Origin of the sequence: Nonomuraea sp. NPDC048826 (assembly GCF_043198225.1) — a bacterium.
GTDB lineage: Bacteria > Actinomycetota > Actinomycetes > Streptosporangiales > Streptosporangiaceae > Nonomuraea.
In genome coordinates this window covers 130,509-151,119 of record NZ_JBICUQ010000014.1, presented here as the reverse complement: position 1 = coordinate 151,119, position 20,611 = coordinate 130,509, and the positions used below count along the sequence as shown (strand labels likewise).

The 20,611-nt window shown below is 73.0% G+C and carries 20 protein-coding genes; 7 read left to right on the top strand and 13 right to left on the bottom strand.

Annotated elements, in window-relative coordinates; genetic code table 11:
- Together ACGFI7_RS39650 and ACGFI7_RS39645 are read right to left on the bottom strand one after the other, a co-directional pair.
- On the bottom strand, positions 1 to 474 hold a 474-nt coding region (locus ACGFI7_RS39650; RefSeq protein WP_393414237.1), incomplete at its 3' end, for a 2-oxoacid:acceptor oxidoreductase family protein.
- Positions 471 to 3,929, bottom strand: a complete 3,459-nt coding sequence (locus ACGFI7_RS39645) for an indolepyruvate ferredoxin oxidoreductase family protein (RefSeq protein WP_393414270.1) — start codon at positions 3,927 to 3,929, stop codon at positions 471 to 473. The genes ACGFI7_RS39650 and ACGFI7_RS39645, both read right to left, overlap by 4 nt.
- A gap of 227 nt (positions 3,930 to 4,156) precedes the next feature.
- On the opposite strand from ACGFI7_RS39645, the gene ACGFI7_RS39640 reads away from it, so the two are divergent.
- Positions 4,157 to 4,921, top strand: coding sequence for an SDR family NAD(P)-dependent oxidoreductase (locus ACGFI7_RS39640; RefSeq protein WP_393414234.1), 765 nt, complete (start codon positions 4,157 to 4,159; stop codon positions 4,919 to 4,921).
- Between the two features lie 72 nt (positions 4,922 to 4,993).
- Here the strand turns inward: ACGFI7_RS39640 and ACGFI7_RS39635 are convergent, their stop codons facing one another.
- The 6 genes from ACGFI7_RS39635 to ACGFI7_RS39610 form a co-directional block, all read right to left on the bottom strand.
- Positions 4,994 to 6,226, bottom strand: coding sequence for an ABC transporter substrate-binding protein (locus ACGFI7_RS39635; RefSeq protein ID WP_393414232.1), 1,233 nt, complete (start codon positions 6,224 to 6,226; stop codon positions 4,994 to 4,996).
- 29 nt (positions 6,227 to 6,255) lie between these two features.
- Positions 6,256 to 6,963, bottom strand: coding sequence for an ABC transporter ATP-binding protein (locus ACGFI7_RS39630; RefSeq protein WP_393414229.1), 708 nt, complete (start codon positions 6,961 to 6,963; stop codon positions 6,256 to 6,258).
- On the bottom strand, positions 6,944 to 7,714 hold the full coding sequence (locus ACGFI7_RS39625; protein ID WP_393414226.1) for an ABC transporter ATP-binding protein: 771 nt from the start codon (positions 7,712 to 7,714) through the stop codon (positions 6,944 to 6,946). Before ACGFI7_RS39625 ends, ACGFI7_RS39630 begins: the two co-directional genes overlap by 20 nt.
- Positions 7,711 to 8,727, bottom strand: a complete 1,017-nt coding sequence (locus ACGFI7_RS39620) for a branched-chain amino acid ABC transporter permease (RefSeq protein WP_393414223.1) — start codon at positions 8,725 to 8,727, stop codon at positions 7,711 to 7,713. The genes ACGFI7_RS39625 and ACGFI7_RS39620 overlap by 4 nt, the downstream gene beginning before the upstream one ends.
- A complete protein-coding gene (locus ACGFI7_RS39615) occupies positions 8,727 to 9,587 on the bottom strand; it encodes a branched-chain amino acid ABC transporter permease (protein ID WP_393414220.1) in 861 nt (286 codons plus the stop codon). The genes ACGFI7_RS39620 and ACGFI7_RS39615 overlap by 1 nt, the downstream gene beginning before the upstream one ends.
- 177 nt (positions 9,588 to 9,764) lie before the next feature.
- A complete protein-coding gene (locus tag ACGFI7_RS39610; RefSeq protein ID WP_393414217.1) occupies positions 9,765 to 10,661 on the bottom strand; it encodes a TrmB family transcriptional regulator in 897 nt (298 codons plus the stop codon).
- A gap of 119 nt (positions 10,662 to 10,780) precedes the next feature.
- On the opposite strand from ACGFI7_RS39610, the gene ACGFI7_RS39605 reads away from it, so the two are divergent.
- The 3 genes from ACGFI7_RS39605 to ACGFI7_RS39595 are packed head-to-tail and all read left to right on the top strand — an operon-like array spanning position 10,781 to position 13,990.
- Positions 10,781 to 12,142, top strand: a complete 1,362-nt coding sequence (locus ACGFI7_RS39605; RefSeq protein WP_393414214.1) for an amidohydrolase family protein — start codon at positions 10,781 to 10,783, stop codon at positions 12,140 to 12,142.
- A complete protein-coding gene (locus ACGFI7_RS39600) occupies positions 12,135 to 13,181 on the top strand; it encodes an amidohydrolase family protein (RefSeq protein WP_393414211.1) in 1,047 nt (348 codons plus the stop codon). Before ACGFI7_RS39605 ends, ACGFI7_RS39600 begins: the two co-directional genes overlap by 8 nt.
- On the top strand, positions 13,178 to 13,990 hold the full coding sequence (locus ACGFI7_RS39595; RefSeq protein ID WP_393414208.1) for an SDR family NAD(P)-dependent oxidoreductase: 813 nt from the start codon (positions 13,178 to 13,180) through the stop codon (positions 13,988 to 13,990). The genes ACGFI7_RS39600 and ACGFI7_RS39595 overlap by 4 nt, the downstream gene beginning before the upstream one ends.
- A 64-nt stretch (positions 13,991 to 14,054) precedes the next feature.
- Here ACGFI7_RS39595 and ACGFI7_RS39590 read toward each other — a convergent pair whose 3' ends face one another.
- A complete protein-coding gene (locus ACGFI7_RS39590; RefSeq protein ID WP_393414205.1) occupies positions 14,055 to 14,969 on the bottom strand; it encodes a TIGR03621 family F420-dependent LLM class oxidoreductase in 915 nt (304 codons plus the stop codon).
- Between the two features lie 81 nt (positions 14,970 to 15,050).
- Between ACGFI7_RS39590 and ACGFI7_RS39585 the strand changes: the two genes are divergently transcribed.
- Genes ACGFI7_RS39585 through ACGFI7_RS39575 form a run of 3 tightly spaced genes read left to right on the top strand, consistent with a single transcriptional unit; the run spans position 15,051 to position 17,352 of the window.
- Positions 15,051 to 16,172, top strand: coding sequence for an LLM class flavin-dependent oxidoreductase (locus tag ACGFI7_RS39585; protein ID WP_393414202.1), 1,122 nt, complete (start codon positions 15,051 to 15,053; stop codon positions 16,170 to 16,172).
- Complete coding sequence (locus ACGFI7_RS39580) at positions 16,169 to 16,630, top strand: nuclear transport factor 2 family protein (protein ID WP_393414199.1); 462 nt, start codon at positions 16,169 to 16,171, stop codon at positions 16,628 to 16,630. Before ACGFI7_RS39585 ends, ACGFI7_RS39580 begins: the two co-directional genes overlap by 4 nt.
- Positions 16,631 to 16,656: 26 nt before the next feature.
- Positions 16,657 to 17,352, top strand: coding sequence for a ThuA domain-containing protein (locus tag ACGFI7_RS39575; RefSeq protein WP_393414196.1), 696 nt, complete (start codon positions 16,657 to 16,659; stop codon positions 17,350 to 17,352).
- A gap of 58 nt (positions 17,353 to 17,410) precedes the next feature.
- Here the strand turns inward: ACGFI7_RS39575 and ACGFI7_RS39570 are convergent, their stop codons facing one another.
- The 4 genes from ACGFI7_RS39570 to ACGFI7_RS39555 all read right to left on the bottom strand — a co-directional run bounded on the left by ACGFI7_RS39570 (position 17,411) and on the right by ACGFI7_RS39555 (position 20,542).
- Positions 17,411 to 18,190 (bottom strand): SDR family NAD(P)-dependent oxidoreductase, encoded by a 780-nt coding sequence (locus ACGFI7_RS39570; RefSeq protein WP_393414194.1) that lies wholly within the window; start codon positions 18,188 to 18,190, stop codon positions 17,411 to 17,413.
- Positions 18,191 to 18,329: 139 nt separating this feature from the next.
- Positions 18,330 to 19,070, bottom strand: coding sequence for an SDR family oxidoreductase (locus ACGFI7_RS39565; RefSeq protein WP_393414191.1), 741 nt, complete (start codon positions 19,068 to 19,070; stop codon positions 18,330 to 18,332).
- 36 nt (positions 19,071 to 19,106) lie between these two features.
- A complete protein-coding gene (locus tag ACGFI7_RS39560; RefSeq protein WP_393414188.1) occupies positions 19,107 to 19,325 on the bottom strand; it encodes a ferredoxin in 219 nt (72 codons plus the stop codon).
- On the bottom strand, positions 19,322 to 20,542 hold the full coding sequence (locus tag ACGFI7_RS39555; RefSeq protein ID WP_393414186.1) for a cytochrome P450: 1,221 nt from the start codon (positions 20,540 to 20,542) through the stop codon (positions 19,322 to 19,324). Before ACGFI7_RS39555 ends, ACGFI7_RS39560 begins: the two co-directional genes overlap by 4 nt.
- Positions 20,543 to 20,611 lie beyond the last annotated feature (69 nt).

The window sequence follows — 20,611 nt, the reverse complement described above, 5'->3', positions numbered from 1 at the left end:
GTCCTTTTTGGAGATGTCGAAGTTCTCCAGCGCCTTGACCGTCAGCGAGGTGAGCGGGACGGCGTGCAGCCGCCACTCGGCCAGCGACCCGTCTTGGAGGGGGTTGGCGCCGTAGCCGACCTTGGCGAGGTTGCGTTTGGTGAATTCGTCGGTGTTGGCGATGATGTCGGCGCCGCGGGGCAGGTCGGCCAGGTTGGCTTTGAGCGCGGCGGGATTCATCGCGACCAGCACGTTGGGGGCGTCGCCGGGGGTGAGGATGTCGTGGTCGGCGAAGTGCAGCTGGAAGCTGGAGACGCCGGGCAGGGTGCCGGCGGGGGCGCGGATCTCGGCGGGGAAGTTGGGCAGCGTGGACAGGTCGTTGCCGAACTCGGCGGTGCCGGCGGTGAATCGGTCACCGGTGAGTTGCATGCCGTCGCCGGAGTCTCCGGCGAACCGGATGATCACCCGATCGAGTTGCAGGATCTGTTTGGTCACAGCTCTTGGGCTCCATTCACAGGGGCATCGAAGCGGGCGCGCAGCGCCGACAGCTCCGTGTGGTACTTCTCGACGTTGCGCAGCTTCACGTCCTCGTAGCCGCGCACCAGGTCCGGCAGGTCGGCCAGCCGGACCGCGAGCGCGAGGTTGTCCGCGGTGAGCCGGCCGGCCAGGTGCTCCACCAGGCCGGCGTACTCCCGTACCAGCTCACGCTCGATCCGGCGCACCTCCGTACGGCCGAAGGGGTCGAACGCGGTCCCGCGCAGCCGGCGCATCCCGCGCAGGGCCGCCAGCGCTGGCCTGAACCAGGGGCCGAGCGTGAGCTTCCGGTGCAGGCCCACCGCCCGCAGCAGCGGCGGATGGAGCTTCCACGACGCCTTGACGCCCGCCCCGAACCGCTCCTCCAGCGCCGACCGGACGTCGTCGCCGAGGCTGAGCCGGGCGACCTCGTACTCGTCCTTGTAGGCCATCAGCTTGAACAGGTGACGCGCGACCGACTCGGTGAAGGCGGTCGAGCCGGGCACCCGCGACTCCTCCAGGGCGCGCACCCGCTCCACCAGGCCGGTGTACCGGCGGGCGTAGCCGAGGTCCTGGTAGGCGACCAGCTCGCGCGAGCGCAGGGCCACCAGCCGCGCCAGCTCCGAACCCGGGGGCGCCTGCACGGTCCCGGTCACGTCCTCCTCGGGAGCGGGCGCGGCCTCTCCGGGAGCGGGCGCGGCCTCCGGCGGGGCGGGGTCGACGACGAACCGGCGGCCGCGCCGGAACGCCTGGAGGTTGAGCTCCACCGCGACGCCGTTGAGCCGGATCGCCTCCTCGATCGCCTCGGCGGGCAGCGGGATCGCGCCCTGCTGGAAGGCGGCGCCCACCAGGATCATGTTGGCCACCTGGTCGTCGCCGAACAGGCGGGAGGCGAGCGCGCGGGCGTCGAGCAGGAGGACCAGGCCGGGACGGACCCGGTCGAGGATCGGGCCGGTCACCTCGTCCGGCGCGGGGAAGCCGACCGCGGGATCGGCGACCATCCGGCCGGTGGGGACTTCTGAGGTGGACAGCACGGCGACGGTCCGGCCGGGGGAGGCGACGGACAGGTTCCTGTCGTCTGCGGCGACCAGGATGTCGCAGCCGAGGTACAGGTCGCACTCGCCCTCGGCGAGCCGGTTGGAGGTCAGCCGGGGCCCGCGGGAGAACTTCACGTCCGACACCACCGCCCCGCCCTTCTGCGCGAGTCCCGTCTGGTCGAGCGACCGGGCGTGCCAGCCGGCGATCAGCCCGGCGGTGGCGAGGACCTGGGAGACCGTGACGACGCCGGTGCCGCCGATGCCGAGCACCCGGACGCCGAACGCGTCGCCGCTCACCACGGGCTCCGGCTCCGGCAGGTCCGCCGCTTCGAGCGCGGCGGCCCGGCGGGTGACGGGGGCGGCGGAGACGGTCATGAAGGCCGGGCAGTCGCCGTCGAGACACCGGGTGTCCAGGTTGCAGGAGGCCTGGTGGATGCGGGTCTTGCGGCCGTACTCCGTCGCCACGGGCTGCACCGACAGGCAGTTGGACTTCTGCCCGCAGTCGCCGCAGCCCTCGCAGACGCGCTCGTTGATGAAGATCCGCGTGTCCGGCTGGGGGAGCAGCCCTCTCTTGCGCTTGCGCCGGGTCTCGGTCGCGCACTCCTGGTCGTGCAGGAGCACGGTGACGCCCGGGGTGGCGGCGAGGACCCGCTGCGCCTCCTCGATCCGGGACCTGTCCCAGACCGTGACGCCGCGCGGCAGCCGGATCCGGCGGTACCTGCGGAGGTCCTCGGTGGTGACGATGATCTTCGAGACGCCCTCGGCCAGCAGCACGCCGACGATCTTCTCGACGTCCATCCCGCCGACCGTGGCCTGCCCGCCGGTCATGGCCACGGCGGAGTTGTAGAGCAGCTTGTACGTGATGTCGACGCCCGCCGCGACCGCCGCCCGGATTGCCAGGGAGCCGGAGTGGTCGAAGGTGCCGTCGCCGAGGTTCTGCACGTAGTGGTCACGGTCGACGAAGGGCGCGATCCCGATCCACTGCAAGCCTTCCCCGCCCATCTGGGAGAGCCCGGTGACGGAGCCGACCTGCGCCTCGTCCATGAGCACCACCATCGCGTGGCAGCCGATGCCGCCGCCGACCAGGCTGCCTTCGAGCGTCTTGGTGGAGGTGTTGTGCGGGCAGCCCGAGCAGAAGTACGGTGCGCGCCGCACGAGCGGCAGCAGGCGGCCCGCCTCGGGACGGGCCCGGCGCGGCTCGGGCGCCACCGGGACGCCGTTGGCGAGCAGCCGCCGGCGCAGCCGGGGGACGATCGTGTCGACGTCCAGTTCCCCGTACGCCGGGACCAGCTCGTCCCCGCCGGGGTCGCGCTTCCCGGTGACCAGGGGCACGTGCGGGCCGCCGTAGAGGATGTCGCGGACGGCGGTCTCCAGGAAGGACCGCTTCTCCTCGACGACCACGATCTCCGTCAGCCCGTCGGCGAACTCGCGGACGGTCTCGGCCTCCAGCGGGAACGGCATGCCCACCCGGAGCAGCCGGATCCCGCTCGCCTCCAGGTCAGGCTCGTCGACGCCGAGCCGGCGCAGCGACTCGACCACGTCCAGATAGGTGCGGCCCGCCGCGACCACGCCGAGCCGGTCGCCGGGGGCCGCCCCCACGACGCGGTTCAGCCGGTTGAGCCGCGAGTACTCGCCGGCCAGCCGCAGCCGGTTGGTCACCAGGTCGCGTTCGAGCGGCCCCAGCGTGGGCTGGAGCAGCCGGGCGGTCGGCCGGTGACGCCCGGAGCCCGGCGGGAGCAGCGGCTCGGGGCGCTCCTCGTCGAGGAACACCGTCGAGGAGCCGTCGGCCACCGCCGTGACGATCTTCAGCCCCACCCACAGCCCGGCCGCCCGGGACAGCGCCACGGCGTGCAGCCCCAGGTCCAGCACGTCCTGGGAGTCGGCCGGGTACAGGAACGGCATCGCCAGGTCGGCCAGCGCGGCCTCCGAGGCGCAGGGGACGCTGGACGACTTGGCGGCCGGGTCGTCGCCGACCAGGACGATCGCGCCGCCCTGGGGGTGGGCGCCCATCAGGTTGCCGTGCCGCAGCGCGTCGGTGGCCCGGTCCAGGCCGGGCGCCTTGCCGTACCAGATGCCGAGCACGCCGTCGTACCTGGCGCCGTCGAGCGTGTTGGCCAGCTGGCTGCCCTGCACGGCGGTGGCCGCGCTCTCCTCGTTCAGCCCCGGCCGGAAGACGACGTCGTTGGCGTCGAGGAGGCGGCGCTGCCGGTTCAGCTCCAGGTCGTAGCCGCCGAGCGGCGAGCCCTCGTAGCCGGAGACGAACGTCGCCACCCGCAGGCCGCGGGCCAGGTCCAGGCGGTGCTGGTCGATCGGCAGCCGGGCCAGGGCCTGCACACCGGTCAGCTGGACTCGTCCGGCGGTCGCCTCGTAGCGATCCTCCAGTCTCACCCGCTCCGTCATCATGCCGTCCCTTCCGTGGCTCGCTGGCCGTGATTCAGCCAGCCGGGCGCCCCGGGCTCAAGAGGGTCTGGGCCAGTGGCCCAGAACCGCGAGGGCGGCCGGGGGGCTGACTGGCCACTTGGCTAGTCGCTAGACTTATAACGTCTAAAAGACGGCCGGGATGGCTTCCTGCGGCTAGGTAGTCGTCGTTAGCATCCCGTCCAAAAGAATCAGGTCAGGAGGCTTCCGTGGGGCGTTCGCTCGAAGGGATGCCGGTGCTCGTCACCGGGGGCGGTTCCGGAATCGGCGAGGCGGTGGTGCACCGGCTGGTCAAGGCCGGGGCGAAGGTGACCCTCGCGGGCCGGCGCGCGGACAAGATCGAGGCGGTCGCCCGGCGGGCCGGCTCCGGCGCGTGCGGGGTCGTCGGCGACGTCACCGTCGCCGCGGACCGCGAGCGCATGGTCGCCCGCGCGGTGGAGCACGGCGGCGGGCTGGAGGCGGTGGTGCACGCCGCGGGCAACATGTACCGCGGCGCGCTCGAGGACCTGGAGGAGCAGGCGCTGCACGACGTGTTCGCCTCCAACACGATCGGCCCGATGATGCTGACCGCGCTCGCCCTGCCGCACCTGCGGGAGCGTTCCGGCGCGGTGGTTTTCTTCGGTTCCGTGCACACCCAGCGGGCCTTCCCCGGCGCGTCCCCGTACGCCGCCACGAAGGGCGCGCTGGAGACCCTCACCGGAGTGCTGGCCGCGGAGCTGGGGCCGCAGGGGGTGCGGGTCGGCTGCGTGCGGCCCGGCGGCGTGCTGACCGAGATCAACCAGCGGGCCGGGCTCATGGACGACGCCACCGCCGCCGAGCGCATGCGCTCGCTGGGCCCGGCGCACGCGCTGGGCAGGGCCGGAACCGCCGACGAGGTCGCCGAGGCGGTCGAGTACCTGGTCACGGCGGAGTGGGCGACCGGCGGCGTGCTCACCATCGACGGCGGACTCGGCCTCGGCGTCACCCACGCCTGACCGGCTCGCACGAAGCGGGGGCGCGTGGTGTCCGCACCACGCGCCCCCGGAGATCTCAGTGGCCGCCGCCCGTCAGGAGACGACCTTGCCGGGCTCCAGCCAGTCCTCGCTGATCAGCTTCCAGGCCGAGCCGTCCCACTCCGCGACCTTCGCGCCCGTGGTGCCGACGTGCCCGCCGTCGGCGGCCGGGCCGAAGGTGATCGGCGGGTAGATGCCGGACGCGTGCCCCTTGAGCGACTCGGCGGTCTTCTGGAAGTTGGTCCAGCTCAGGTCGTCGCCCATGCGCGTCACGATCTCGAAGAAGATCTTCGTGCTGGCGTACGCCTGCAGGGCGTACGCGCTGCCGACCTGGTCCGGGGCGACCGCCTGCTGCGCGGTGCGCCACGCCGTGGCCTCGGGCGACTCCGAGGTGGGCAGCTCGGAGATGAACGTGCCGAAGATGCCCTTCGCCGCGGGGCCCGCCGGGCCCACCGTGCCCGCGCTGCCCGTGGTCACGGTCGAGGAGGTGCCCATGATGGCGGGCTTCCAGTCCAGTTCGGCGACCGCCTTCATGATCAGCGCCGACTGGGTGTTGTCCGTGCCGAGCACGATGGCGTCCGGCTTGGCCTCGCGGACCTTGAGCACCGCCGAGCTGACCTCGGTCGAGTTCGGCTCGGTCGTCTCGTTCGCGACGACCTCGGCCCCGACCGTCGCGGCCTCCTCCTTGACGCCGTCCCGGATCGCGTGCCCGAGGTCGTTGTCCTGCCCGATGACGGCGAACTTCTTCATCCCCTTGCCCGCCAGGAAGTCCACGATCACCCGGGCCTGGTCACGCTGGCTGGTGCCGAGCAGGAACACCGAGTCCTGCTTGGGGTCGGGCGGCAGCACCGGCGCGAACAGCGGCATGCCCTTCTGCTTCAGGTAGGGGTAGCTGCCCGGGATGTTGGCCGACCCGGCGGGGGAGACCACCGCGTACACGTTTTCCTGGTCGCCCAGGCGGCGGATGTTGGCGACGCTGCGCGCCGCCTCGAACCCGTCGTCCAGCACGACGAGCTTGACCTGGCGGCCGAGGAGCCCGCCCTTGTCGTTGATCTCCTTGACCGCCGCGTTCAGCCCGGCCTCGAAGCCCTTGCCCGAGGTGGCGGCGCCGCCGGAGAGCGGCAGGGTGGTGCCGATGGTGAAGGTGTCGTCCGCGACGCCCTGCACCGCCGCCGCGGCGGTGGTGGCGCCGTCCGACGGCGCGGCGGCCTGGGACGAGCAGCCTACGACGGCGAGCGCGGTCAGCAGAGCGGGCAGGGCGGTGAGCGTGAACCGTCGTGGCCTCATGGGACCCTCCAGTCAGATGGTGCGAGTTTTCAGCCGAGATAGGCGCGGACGAGGTTCTCCGAGTCCGCGAGCTCTTGGGCGGGGCCCGAGGTGTGCACGGCTCCGCCGGCGAGCACGTACGCGCGATCGGCGATGTCGAGCACGGCCGAGTTCTGCTCGACGAGCAGGAACGCGGTGCCCGACTCCTGGCGCAGCCGCGCGACCAGGCCCAGCAGTTGGGTGACGAGGATCGGCGCGAGGCCGAAGGACATCTCGTCGACCATCACCAGGCGCGGCCGGCCGATCAGCGCCCTGGCGACGGCCAGCATCTGCTGCTGGCCGCCGGACAGCGACCCGGCCGGCGCGGTCAGCTTGTCGCGGAGCGCGTCGAACACCTCCAGCAGCCGTTCCTCGTCCTGGGCGATGTCCCGGGCGCCACGGCCGCGCGCGGTGGCCCCCAGGCGCAGGTTCTGCCGGACCGTGAGGGAGGAGAGGATGCCGCGGCCCTCGGGGACGTGGCCGAGACCGAGCCTGGCCCTGGCCTCCGGGGTGCGCTTGCCGAGCGTGGTGCCGTCGAAGCTCACCGAGCCCGACCAGGTGGGCAGCACGCCGGAGACGGCGCGCAGCGTGGTGGACTTGCCCGCGCCGTTGACGCCGAGCAGCGCGACGATCTCGCCCTCCGCCACGTCGAGGTCGACCCCGCGCAGCACGGGAACCCGGCCGTAGCCGGAGGTCAGCTCACGAATCGACAGTAGCAACGCCGGCTCCCAGGTAGGCCTTGACGACATCGGGATGGGCGACGACCTCGGCCGGGGTGCCGTCCGCCAGGATGCGCCCGAAGTGCAGCGCCGCGACCCGCGGGCAGAGCCGCGAGACCAGCTCCAGGTCGTGCTCGATGATCAGGATCGTCAGGTCGTCCCGCTCGCCGATCTCGGCCAGCGGCGCCACCATCCGGTCGACGTCGGACGCCGACAGACCGGCGGCGGGCTCGTCCAGCAGCACGATGCGCGGCCGCGGCGCGAGCGCGCGGGCCACCTCGACGATCTTCTGGCTGCCCAGCGGCAGGTTCCCGACGGGCTCGGCGGCGCGGTCGGCGAGCCCGAAGGCGTCGAGCAGCTCGCGCACCCGTTCGCGGGCGGCCCGCGTCGCGCGGGAGATCCCGAGGAAGTCGGCCACCCCGCCGCCGCGGGCCAGCTCGGCGTCCAGGCCGGTGAGCACGTTCGCCTCGACCGTCAGCTCGGCCACCAGCCGGGGGGTCTGGAACGTGCGCCGCACGCCCCTGCGCGCCACGACGCCCGGGCGACCGGCGGGGACCGGCTCGCCCGCGATCCGCACCGTCCCCTCGACCGGCCGGACATAGCCGGTGATCACGTTGAACACCGTCGTCTTGCCCGCGCCGTTCGGGCCGATCAGCCCGGTGAAGCCCGCGCCGACGGCGAGGTCGACGCCCTTCAGCACTTCGTTGCCGCCGAACCGGACGGCGATCCCGGACAGTTCGAGCGCGTTCATCGGGCGGCTCCCGTCAGGTCGGCCTGCCCGGCGACGGGCGGCGGTTCGGAGGCGGGCGGCGCCGGGCGCCTGGCCCGCAGCCGGGCGGGCAGAGAGGCCAGCCCGCGCGGCAGGAACGCGATCGCCAGCGCGAGGATCAGCCCGTACACGAGCCGCTGCCAGCTCCCCAGGTCCTGCAGCAGGTCGCGGAGCACGACCACCACGACGGCGCCGAGGAACGGCCCGGCGACGTACCCGACCCCGCCGAGGAACGCGACGACCAGGAACTCGATGAGCAGCCCCATGTCGAAGATCTCCGGCGTCAGGTACGACAGGCACTGCGCGTACAGGGCCCCGGCGATGCCGCCGATGAACGCCGACAGCGCGAAGGCCAGCAGCTTCGTGCGCATCGGGCTCACGCCCAGCGACGGGGCGGCGATCTCCGCGTCGCGCACGACCCGCAGCCGCCTGCCCAGCCCGACCCGCCCGATCCGCATGACGACGGCGGTGGTGACGGCGGCCACGCCGAGGCACAGGTACCACCGGCTGCCGTCGACGTCGATGCCGGGCAGCACCACGGCCTCCACGGCGGTGCCCGCGATGCCGCCGGTGATCGGCGTGGCCTCCACGAAGACGCGGATCATCAGCTCGGCGAACGCGAGCGTGGCGATCGCCAGGTAGAAGCCGCGCAGCCGGGTGGCCGGCAGCCCGATCAGCACCCCGAACAGCGCGGCGACCAGGCCGGCGGTGAGCGTGGCGAGCGGCCAGGCCCAGCCCTGGGCGACCAGGTAGGTGGTCGCGTACGCGCCGACGCCGAGGAACCCGGCCTGGGACAGGGCGATCTGCCCCGACCAGCCCATGATGAGGACGAGCCCGAGACCGGCCGTCGCCGTCACCATGACCAGGCACGCCTGGAAGAGCAGGTACGGGTTGACCAGGCCGGGCAGCATCAGCAGGACGACCGCCGCCGCCACGGCGCCGGCCGCGCCGGCGATCCGCCACGGCGAACCGGAGAACAGGGCGAGCGGTGTCATCAGACCTCCCGGACCTGGTGGCGGCCGAACAGGCCCTGCGGCTTGATCGACAGCACCACGACGATGGCCAGCAGCGCGATCGCGGTCTTGCTCGACGTCGAGATGTACGCGCCCGCGAGGTTCTCCGCGACGCCGAGCGCGAGCCCGCCGACGAACGCCCCGGTGATGCTGGAGAACCCGCCGAGCGTCGCCGCCACGAAGCCCTTGATGAGCAGCCCTGACCCGTTCTGGTCGGTGAGCAGCGAGGCCTGGCCCTGCAGCAGCAGCGCGATCGTGGCGATCGCCCCGGCCAGGGCCCACGAGGTGCGGAACACCGTCGTGACCGAGACGCCGAGCAGCCTCGGCGTCACCCGGTCCTCCGCGATGGCCTGCATCTGCACGCCGAGCGGGGTGCGGAAGAAGAGGATGAGCCCGATCATGACCGCGAGCCCGGCCGCGATGCTGACCAGCTGCTCGTAGGCGACGATCTGCCCGGCCACGGTGAACGAGCCCGCGAACGGTGACTCGATCTTGCGCGGCTCGGATCCCCACACGAGCTGGACGACCGCGTTGATGACGACGAAGACCGCGATCGTCATCAAGACCGTGGCGAAATGGTTCTCCGCCAGGATCGGGCGGATAGCCGTTCGTTCCACCACTACGGAAAGCGCCACGCCGATGAGCAACCCGATGGGCACCGCGAGCCACCATGACAGGTGGGCCCCGTCGATGAGCGCCCAGGTGCAGAAGGCCGGGAACAATCCCAGCTCGGCCATGGCGAAATTGGGTACGTCGGTCGCCTTCAGGACGAGGACGATGGCGAGTGCCATGAGGGAGTACCAGCTTCCCGCCTGCAACCCGCTGATGATCTGCTGCCACACGGTGACGCCTCCAGCCGCTAGTCGTCAGGATGCTAACGTCCACGGCGTCGGCGCGACAGTCCCGATTTGGCAACGATGCGGCGAGATCTGATCGGCGGAGAGTGATCAAGCCGCCCGGCCTGCGGGCATGCCGAAACGGCGCCCATCAGGTCGATGGGCGCCGTCGGGGCGGGCGGGTCAGCGGGAGGCGTCGGTCCCGCGACGACGCCCGGAGTTGGCCGGGGGAGTGCCGGCACCCCTCCTGAGCAGCGTCGCGGGCGCGCCGTGGTCGGCGCGCAGGCGCAGCAGCGCCGGGTCGGACTTCCAGAACGACTCGAAGTCCTCGGCGGCGAACTTCTCCACGATCAGGTGCATCGCGATGTCGTGGCGGACGTACTCGACCGCGACCAGGACCACCGCCGGGTCGTCGGTGAAGACGCCCCAGGCGTCGTCGTTGATCACGCCGCCGATGACGGCCTGCTCGCGGTCGGCCACCACGACCAGCAGCCGGCAGCCCAAGTTCTCCAACGCCACCTTGGGGCTGGAGAAACGGTGCTGGGTGGTGTGGCCCACCGGGTCGGGGTCGTCGCCGAAGACGACCGTGGACACGTCGACGCCGTCGGCCTCGGCCCGGCGCGCCAGGGCCTTGAGCGGCTCGATCTCCGCCGGCCAGCCGGACAGGAACAGGTCCCTGCGCGCCGCGGCGACCACGTCCTCGGCCCGGGTGAGCAGCGACGACCGGTCGGTCAGGTTGTGGATCAGCCGCACCTGGGTGGGCGAGGCCACCTCGGGCAGCGACTCGCGCAGGGTGCTGATCGACTGGTCGAACTCACGCCGCATCCGGTCCAGCAGCGACATCGGGGGCAGGGAGATGTAGCCCACGCCCGCGTCGCCGAGCCGCACCTCGTAGGCCGCCCCCCGGCCCACGAGCTTGCCCAGCGTCTCGTAGACCGTGCTGCGCGGCACCCCCGATCGCTTGGCCACCTCGTAGCCGTTGAGCGGGGCGCCGGCGGCCACGAGCGCGACGTAGGCCTTGGCCTCGTAGCCGGACATGCCGAGGCGCTGAAGCTCTTCGATCACTCTCTGCTGAGACACGTTGCCATCGTCGCATCACCTCGGGGTCAGGGACGAATTCCGATCATCACCGGTCAGTCTAGTCAGGATGCAGAATAGTCGTTAACCTTCACACGCATACGGATGTTCGAGGAGAGTCGATGGCTGACAGCATCTTGATCACCGGAGGCGCCGTCATCGACGGCACCGGCGCCGCGCCGCGCGCGGGCGAGGCCGTGCTGGTGCGCGGCGACCGCGTCGTCGCCCTGGGCGCCGAGGCCCTCGCCGAGGCCGAGTCGGGCGGCGTCGACGAGAGGATCGACGCGAGCGGGCGCACGGTCATGCCCGGATTGATCGACGCCCACACCCACCTCAGCTTCGGCGAGCCAACCGGCAACGACGAGCTCTTCAACCACCGCACCCAGGGCTACAGCTCGATGCTGTCGGCCTACCACGCCCGCAAGGTGCTGCGCGCCGGCGTCACCGGCGTGCTCGACGCCGACTGCCTGTGGTCCATCGGGGTCGAGCTGCGCGACGCGATCGACACCGGCATCGTCGAGGGCCCCCGCATGCGCGCCGGCGGACAGGCGCTGATGACCATGCTGGGCGGCACGGCCGGCCGGATGATCGCCGACGAGGGCACCACCGGCTACGCGACCGTCGTGCACAACCGCGACATGATGGTCAAGGAGGTGCGCCGCCAGATCAAGTACGGGGTCGACTGGATCAAGATCATGGTCACCGGCCTGATCCCGTCCATGAAGGGCCCCGAGGTCCAGGTCTGGAACCTCGACGAGCTCCGTACCGTCTGCGACGCCGCGCACGAGCTCAACACCAAGGTCGTCGCGCACTGCCGCAACTCCGCGAGCACCCGCGACGCCGCCAGGGCGGGCGTCGACCTGATCTACCACGCCTCCTACATGGACGACGAGGCGCTCGAAGCCGTGGTCGAGTCCGGCAGCGCGCTGTGCCCGACGTTCACGCTCCTCGGCAACCTCGCCGACTACGGCCAGAAGATCGGCAGCGCGCCCGAGCTGCTCGACGTCTTCCGCGCCGAGATCGAGATCACCGCCGCGCAGATGGCCAAGGCGCACGCCGCCGGGGTGCCGTTCCTCACCGGCTCGGAGACGGGTTTCGCCGTCACCCCGGTCGGCGAGTGGCACGCCCGCGAGCTGGAGATGTTCGTCCAGTACATGGGCATGACGCCGATGGAGGCGATCGTCGCCGCGACGGCCAACGGCGCGTTCGCGCTGCGCATGGAAGGCGAGGTCGGCACGCTGGAGACCGGCAGGCTGGCCGACATCATCGTCATCGACGGCGACCCGCTGCAGGACATCACGATCCTGCAGGACCGGGAGAAGATCGTCGAGGTGATCAAGGGCGGACGCCGGATCGACATCACCACCCCGATCCCCGAGCGGCGGATGCGCTCCACGGACCAGGTCCGGTTCCTCGCCTCCTGCCCGCTCACCCGGGGCCTGGCCCTGACCGAGGAGCAGTTGGAGAAGCTGGCCCGTGTCTGACCCGCACCTCAGCCGGCCGGCCGGGCGGCGCGCGCCGGTCGTCGACGTTCACGCGCACGCCGTGCTCGACGTCAGCCTCGGGGCGGCCGGCGCCGCGGGGCCCGAGCTCGGCGTGTCGGCCGACGGCACGCCCTTCTACCGCGTCGGCGGGTACGTGCTCAACGGCGTCCGCTACGCGGGCAGCCCGTTCATGGACGTGGACGTCCGCGTCGCGGCCATGGACGAGGCGGGCATCGACGTGCAACTCCTGTCGCCCAACCCGCTCACGTACTTCGACCGGCTGGACACCGGCCCGGCCGTGGCCTACGCGCGCACCCACAACGACGCGCTGGCCGAGACCGTGGCCAAGCATCCCGCCCGGCTGCTCGGCGCCGCCCAGCTGCCCGTGCAGGACATCGCCGCGTCGGTCGCCGAGGCCCGGCGCGCCGTGCGGGATCTGGGGCTGACGGCCGTGTACGTCGACACCGACCCGGCCGGGCGCACCCTGGACGACCCCGAGCTCGACCCGCTCTACGAGGCGCTCGTCGACCTGGACGTGCCGCTGTTCGTGCACCCGTCGCCGCTCGGTCCCGACGGGCCGCCCGCGGACCCCCGGCTCCGCCGTTTCGACCTCGACCTGCTCTTCGGGTTCGCCCGCGACGAGACGCTGGCCGTGGCCGCGCTGATCTTCGGCGGCGTCCTCGACCGGCACCCCGGCCTGGACGTGTGCGTCTCGCACGGCGGCGGCGCGGCGGCGTTCGTCGCCGGGCGGTTCGCCCGCGCCGTGGCCAAGCGGCCGTGGGCGGGCGCGAAACTGCGGGAGAACGGGTTCGAGCACTACTACCGGCGCCTGTGGTTCGACACCCACGTGCACGACGAGCTGTCCCTCCGGCTGCTGGCCGAGCACGCGGGCACCGAACGGCTGGTGTTCGGCACCAACTTCGCCGGCTGGGACTCCGGCGCCCACGAGGGCCCCGGCGGCCCGGGCCTCGACCCCGCCGTCCTCTCGTCCAACGCCGCCCGGCTGCTGCGCCGCGACGACCTGCTGGAGCCCCGATGACGCCGCGCGGACGCGAGGAGGACGCGATGACGCCGCGCGGCCGCGAGGAGGACGCGATGACGTCGTTCGGTCGCGAGGAGGAGCCGATCGCGGTGCCCCGTACGGCGGGGGATCCGGACGCCGCACCCCGCCGTGTCCTCGTCACCGGTGGCGCTTCCGGGATCGGGCTCGCCTGCGCGGAGTCGCTCGCCGCGCGCGGCTGGCAGGTCCAGGTCGCCGACCTGCGGCCCGGACCGGGGCGGCACGAGCTCGACGTTGCCGACCGGGCCTCCTGGGAGCGGGTGCTGGATGCCGCCGGGCCCATCGACGCCCTGGTGAACTGCGCCGGCCACCGCAGCCGGGGCGCGATCACCGAGCTCGACGTGGCCGAGTTCGAGCGCATGCTCTCCGTGCACGTCACCGGGACGTTCCTCGGTATCCAGGGCTGCGCGCGGCGCTGGCTCGCCGACGGCACCTGCGGCGCCGTCGTCACCATCAGCTCGGTGACCGGCACCCACGCCGTCACCGGGCAGCCGCACTACGTGGCCGCCAAGGCCGGGGTCGCGGGGCTGGTCCGGGCGGCCGCGGCCGAACTGGCCCCCGCCGGGATCCGGGTCAACGCCATCGCGCCCGGCGTCATCCGCACCCCGATGACGGCCGACCGGCTCGGCGCGCCCGAGCAGGCGGCGTGGCTGATGAACCGGGTCCCGATGGCCCGCGTCGGCGAGCCGGAGGAGATAGCGGCGACCGCGGCGTTCCTGCTCTCCACGGACGCGTCCTATCTCACGGGCGCGGTGATCCCGGTGGACGGCGCCTGGACCGCCACCTGACTCCTCGCACGAGCCCGATCCTCCGTACGGGAACCTTCCTGTACGGAGGAGGACGTGGGGGACCTCAGGTGCCGATGAGCGGGGTGAAGGCGGGCAAATCGGCCTCGTACAGGGTCACGTAGCCGAAACCCCAGCGCTCCTCCAGTTCCGCGAGTCGTTCGGCGACGGCGCCGGGCGGGCCGATGAGGCAGTGCGGGGACGCCAGCATCTCCTCAGGGGTGATGCCGAGGCCGAGCGCGGCGATACGCCGGGCCGCGGCCTCGACGGGGTGCTCGGTCACCTCCGCCCAGTAGGCGATCAGGTGCAGCACGGGCTCGCGTCCGTCCGCCGCCTCCCGGACCCAGGCCAGCTTCTCCTCGGTGGCCGCCACCGCGGCCGAACGGGCGGCCCGGGTGGCGGCCCGGCCCTCCCTCAGGTCGAAGTTCACGCTCACGATGTCGGCGTACCGTGCGGCGACGGTCAGGACCCGCCGGCCGCCGCCGCCGACCAGCAGCGGCGGAGACACTGTCACCGGCGGCACGTTGCGGTAGCCCGTGACCGAGCAGTGCCCCTCGCGGGCGTCGACGGGCCCGGCCCCCGCCCCGAGCACGGTCTTCAGCAGTCGTACGGTGTCCGCGAGCCGGTCGACGCGGCGGCCGGCGGGCTCCCTGACGATGCCGGAGACGGCGTAGTCGGCGTCCATCCACCCCGCGCCGAGTCCCGCTTCCAGGCGCCCGTCGCAGAGCAGTTGCAGGGAGGCCAGCTCCTTCGCGAGCACCGCCGGGTGGCGGAAGTCGTTGTTGAGCACGAGCGTGCCGAGCCGCAGCCGGTCGGTGTGCTGGGCGGCCGCGGCCAGCGCGACGAGCGGGCTGACCGGTGACCGGTCGAAGTGGTCGGACACCTGGAGCGCGGCGGCCCCGGCGTCCTCGACGCGCCTGACCCGGTCACGCCACTGCGCGGCCGAGACGAGCGGCTCCATCATCAGCACCCCGACGTCCACCGGCCCGGCCTCCGATACTGTCCTGTATGTCTGACTTTCTAGGAGTATAGTTACTAACTACTATCGAAGGCGAGGGTGCAGATGACCGACGTGCCGCCGGGCCGACGCCGGAGCTTCGGCGTCGGCCTCTACACGGGCCAGCGGGACGCGGGCGCGCACTATCGCGACGCGGTGCCGCTCGCCGTCGCGGCCGAGGAGGCCGGGTTCGACTCGTTCTGGGTCTCCGAGCACCACGGGCTGCCCGACGGATACCTGCCCTCGCCGCTGACGCTGCTCGCCGCCCTCGCCCCCGCGACGTCCCGGCTCGCGCTGGGCACCGGGGTGCTCCTCGCCCCGCTGCACCACCCGCTGCGGATCGCCGAGGACGCCGCCGTGGTCGACCAGCTGTCAGGCGGGCGGCTGATCCTCGGCCTGGGGATCGGGTACGCGGCCCACGAGTACGCGGCCTTCGGCGTCGACCCCGCCACCCGGGGCGCCCGGCTCGACGCCCTGGTCGGGGCGCTGCGCACGGCCTGGTCCGGCGAACCGGTGCGCAGCCCCGAGCTGGGGCTGGACGGGGTGCGCGTGACGCCGCCGCCCGCCCGGCCGATCCCGATCTGGCTCGGCGGCTACGCGCCGCGCGCGGTGCGCCGGGCGGGCCTGCTCGCCGACGGGCACCTCGTCGGCAGGGGAGAGGCGCACATCGTGCGGGACGCCTCCGGTCACCTGGCCGCCGTGCGCGACCCGGCGGACCCGTCGTTCGTCCGCGCGGTCAACGTGACGTGCGTGCTGGACGCCCCGGGCGCCTTCGCCGCCCAGCAGCGCACGTACGAGCACATCCAGGCGGGCCGCGACGTCTACGCCGGCCTGATCACCCTCCCGGCCGTCGGCCCTGACAGCGCCGGCCCTACGGCCGCCGGTCCCGGCAGCACCGATCTCGCGGCCGGCGGCCCCGACGGCATCCATCTCGCGGGCCGCCGCTCCGGCGGGGCCGGGCTCGCGGCGGGTGGGGTGGATGCGTATGTGCAGGCGCGGGGGGACGTGGACGCGGTCGTGGCGGCGCTGACCGGGGTGCTCGACTCGCTGCGCGGGTGGGCGAACGTCCATCTGGTGATCCGCATGTTGTTCCCGGAGCCGGACCCGGACGTCCAACTGAGGCGGCTGCGGCTGTTCGGCGAGGAGATCCTGCCGAGGCTGCGCGCGTACGAGGAGGCCGGGAAGTGAGTGAGCTCGCCGACCGGATGGCGATCGCCGACCTGCAGGCGCTGTACTGCGAGCGGCTCGACGAGTACGACATCGACGCCGTCGCCGCGCTGTTCACCGAGGACTGCCGGACCGACTACGGGCCGGGGCGGGGCGGCCCGGTGATCGGCCGGGCCGCCGTGCGCGACCGGATCGCGGCCGGGCAGGCGCAGTTCCGCCGCACCCACCACCAGCTGGGGCAGAGCCGCGTCACCCGGCACGACCCGGACCGGGCGAGCGCCGTCACCTACGTCACGGCGGCCCACGAGGAGTGGGACGGCTCCCGGTGGCGCGCTCACCTCCGGTACGTCGACGAACTCCGGCGAGAAGGCGGCTCCTGGCTGATCGAGAGCCGGCGTGTGCTGGCGGCGCTGGTGGACGGCAGGCCGGAAATCGTCTGGAACTGGGTGCCCCGGCGGCCGCCGGAGCGCCGAGGCTGACCGACCCCTACTGCGAAGGACGTCCCATGCGTGCCGTTGTGCTGTCCGGCGGGCTCACCCACGACTTCCCCGCCACCACCGCCTGCCTGGTGGAGCTGCTCGCCGAGCAGGGCGTCGAGGCCGACGTCCACACCGGCGTCGACGCGGCCCTGCACGCGCTGCCGGGCGCGGCGCTGCTGGTGGTGAACGCGCTGCGCTGGACGATGACCGGACCCGGCACGCCCGACCGCTACCGGCGGCTCGCCGGCGAGGAGGGCGCCAGCCCTTCGGCGAGCGCCAGGGCCGGGCTGGCGGCCCACCTGGAAGCGGGCGGCGGCGTGCTCGGCCTGCACACGGCGAGCATCTGCTTCGACGACTGGCCGCAGTGGGGGCGCACGCTCGGCGGCGCCTGGGTGTGGGGCCACTCGCACCACCCGCCCATCGGCCCCGCGATCGAGGCGGCGCCGGCGGCCGGGCACGAACTGGTCGACGGCCTGGATCCGTTCACGGTGGTCGACGAGGTGTACGGGGATCTGGACCTGGCGCCGGGGATCGTCCCGCTGCTGACCGCCCGCCAGCCCACCGGTCCGGACACCGAGACCACGCACCCCCTGCTGTGGGCCCGCGAGCACGGCGGCGGCCGGGTGGTCTACGACGCGCTCGGCCACCACCCGCCGTCGTACGAGGTGCCCGAGCACCGCGAGATCGTCCGCCGCGCCATCCGCTGGACCACCCGCGGCTGATCCGTACGTAGAAAAAGGGGGTGCGTCACGTCAGCCGTGACGCACCCCCGATCCTCTGTCAGGCCTCGGCGAAGCCGACGGAGTCGACCGACGCCGGGCGCGGCAGCGACGCCAGCGTGCTCTTGATCAGCCCGCCGTCCACGGCCAGCGTCTGGCCGCTGACGTAGGAGGACTTGTCCGAGCCGAGGAAGAGCACCGCGGCCGCGATGTCCTCGGCCGAGCCCAGCCTGGCCAGCGGCACCGCGCCCTCGCGCACCCGCCGCACCTCGGGGTCGGCGTAGATGGCGTCCGACATGCCCGCGTGGATCAGCCCGGGAGCCACGCAGTTGACCCGGATGCCGTGCCTGGCCCATTCCATCGCCATGTGCTCGGTCAGCCGGACGACGCCCGCCTTGCTGGCCGAGTAGGCGCCCGCGTGGGGGGCGGCGGCGATGCCGTTGATGGAGGCGAGGTTGACGATCGCGCCGCCGCCCGCCTCGGCCATCGCCTTCGCGAGCGTCCTGGCGACGATGAACGTGCCCGTCAGGTTGACCCGCAGCGCGGCCTCCCACTCCCGCACCGGCAGGTCCAGCAGCGGCCCGAACCGGACGATGCCGGCGTTGTTCACCACCAGCTGCGGCGCCTCGGGCAGGCTCGCCGCGGCGGCCCGCACCGACTCCTCGTCGGCGACGTCGACGGCCGCGCCCACGCACGCGTCGCCGATGTCGCGGGCCGTCTGTTCGACGGCGGGGCCGTCGATGTCCCATGCGGCGACCCGGTAGCCCTCTTTCACCGCGTACTCGGCGATGACGGCTCCGATGCCGTGCGCCGCCCCGGTGACCACGGCCCATTTCGTCATTGCGTCTCTCCCCATTGTCGGCCTGGTTCGCCGTGCTGTCTCAAGCGTCGTCATAACTATAACGACGCTGGTGAGGACAGGCTGCGGCGGCGTGTCTTTTCACGAGCTGTTCACAACGGTTCACCGGCGCGACACACCGTCACAGCAGCGCCTGATAGGCCCCGCCGTCGACGGGCACCGCCGCGCCGGTGAGGTAGCCGGCCTGCGCCGAGCACAGGAACGCGACCACCGCGCCGAGGTCGGCCGGCTCGCCCAGCCGGCCCGCGGGGACCTCCCCGACCGGCGGGCTGTCGCCGTACACCTGCGTGACCCGTTCCGTACGGTGCAGACCCGGCTGCACGGAGTTCACCGTGATGCCGTCCGCGGCCACCTCGCGGGCCAGCGTGCGCAGGAAGCCGGTGGCGCCCGCGCGGGCGGTGTTGGACAGCGCGAGGTTCGGGTACGGCTGGCGCACCCCGAGCGAGGTGATCGCGACGATCCTGCCCCAGCGGCCCGCGCGCATGAAAGGCAGCGCGGCCAGGGACATCCGCACGACGGCCAGCAGGCTGCGTTCGATCGCCGGCTGGTAGGCCTCCGGCGGGGTCTGCGCGATCGTGCCCGGCGGCGGGCCCGGCCCGTTCACCACCAGGATGTCGAGGCCGCCCATCAGCGCGGCGGCCTCCTCGACGAACGCCGCGGCGCCGTCCGGCCCGGAGACGTCGGCGCGCAGCCAGCGCACCTCGGGTCCGATGCGCGCCGCCGCGGCCCGTGCCCGCTCCGCGTCGGAGCCGCAGATCGTGACCTGCGCCCCCTCGGCGGCCAGAGCGGCCGCGCTCGCGTGGCCGAGACCGGCGCTCGCCGCCGCGACGGCGGCGCGCCGGCCTCGGATCCCCAGGTCCACGGCTAGAACTCGGGCCGCGCGGCGAGGCGCCCGCGCTCAGTAGACATCGATCTCCTCGTCCCCGTCGAAGACGCGGATGGCGCCGGAAGGGCAGTCGCGCGCGAGGTCGAAGATCTGGTCGTCGGTCAGCTGAGGTCCGCCGGGTATGAGCTCCACCACCTCGTCCGCGTCGAACCGGAACACCTCCGGCGACTCGGCGACGCACTTGCCGGAGCTGATGCACACGTCCCGGTCGAGCTCGATCCGGTAGGTCACTCCTCCCCTCCGAACAGGACGGGGTAGGAGCCCCAGTAGGGACGCTGGGTGTTGGCGTCGCGCTGCGGCGGGTTGTCCGGGTCGCGCCGCACCCGCGCCGCGAACATCCGCTGGACCACGCCGGTGACCAGGCCGAAGAGGTGGTCGTCCGGGCTCGACCCGGACCGCTGCACGACTCCGGCGGCCAGGTCCTGGCCGATGCACACGTGCATCCCGGCGGCGAAGCTGAGCCCGAACGGGGCCACGTTCGCGGGGAAGACGCGGTGCGGGTCGAACGCGCCGGCGTCCGCGCCGAAGACCTCCGGGTCGCGGTTGACCGACTGCAGGTCGATCACCACGGTCGCGCCCTCGGGGATCTCGATGCCGGAGCGCAGCTTGACCGGAGCCAGCGCGCGGCGGCGGCCGATCGGGCTCGACGGGTTGAGCCGCACGGTCTCGTGCACGCAGCGCTGCACGAACAGCTGGTCGGTGGCGGCCAGCCCGGCGTCCTCGGGGTGGGCCTCGACCCAGCCCAGGATGTGGTCCACCGAGCGGACGAACGCCGTGGCGCTGGTGTGCGCGCCCGCCAGCAGGAAGAACGCGACCTCCCTGCGGATCACCTCGGGCGGCAGGGTCAGCTCGCCGGTGTGGCGCAGCAGGGTGGCCAGCACGTCGCTGGGGACGTCGACGTCCTCGCCGGCGGCCTCCCGCTCCAGCAGGTCGCGGCGGCGGGCGATGGACGGGGCCAGGAACTCGGCGTCCCAGTCCTCCAGGGCCTGCGCGATCACGCGCCGCTGCTCGTCCTTGTCCTTGGTGGAGTGCGCGAGCGTGGCGCCCTCGATGAACTTCATCATGTAGTCGTAGAGCCGCCGGGTCTCCTCGGCGGTGCCCTTGGGGCGGTCCACGCCCGCGGTCAGGGCGGCGAGGTTGAGCATCAGCTCGTGCCCCAGGTGCACCAGGTCGACCCGGCCCTCCGCCTGGTAGGGGGCCAGGGTCTGCTCGATCACCCGCGGGAACAGCTCGCGTTCGTAGCGCTCGAACACCTCGCGCCGGAACATCCGGTTCTCCACCCGGCGCCGGGACCGGTGCTCATCTCCATGCAGGTTCACCAGCACGTCCGCCATGACGACCTCGCCCTCGTCGTAGAGGGACTGACGCAGATCCTTGCTGCGATAGGCGTCCTTGGCGTCCGCGAACGTCGTGAGGACAATGGTTGTCTCTTCGGCGACGGCTGTCATCTGGACTTGCTCCTCCGTTGGCGCACGACCGGATCGGGGGGTTGCCGGTCCCTGCTGAGGGTCTCGTGA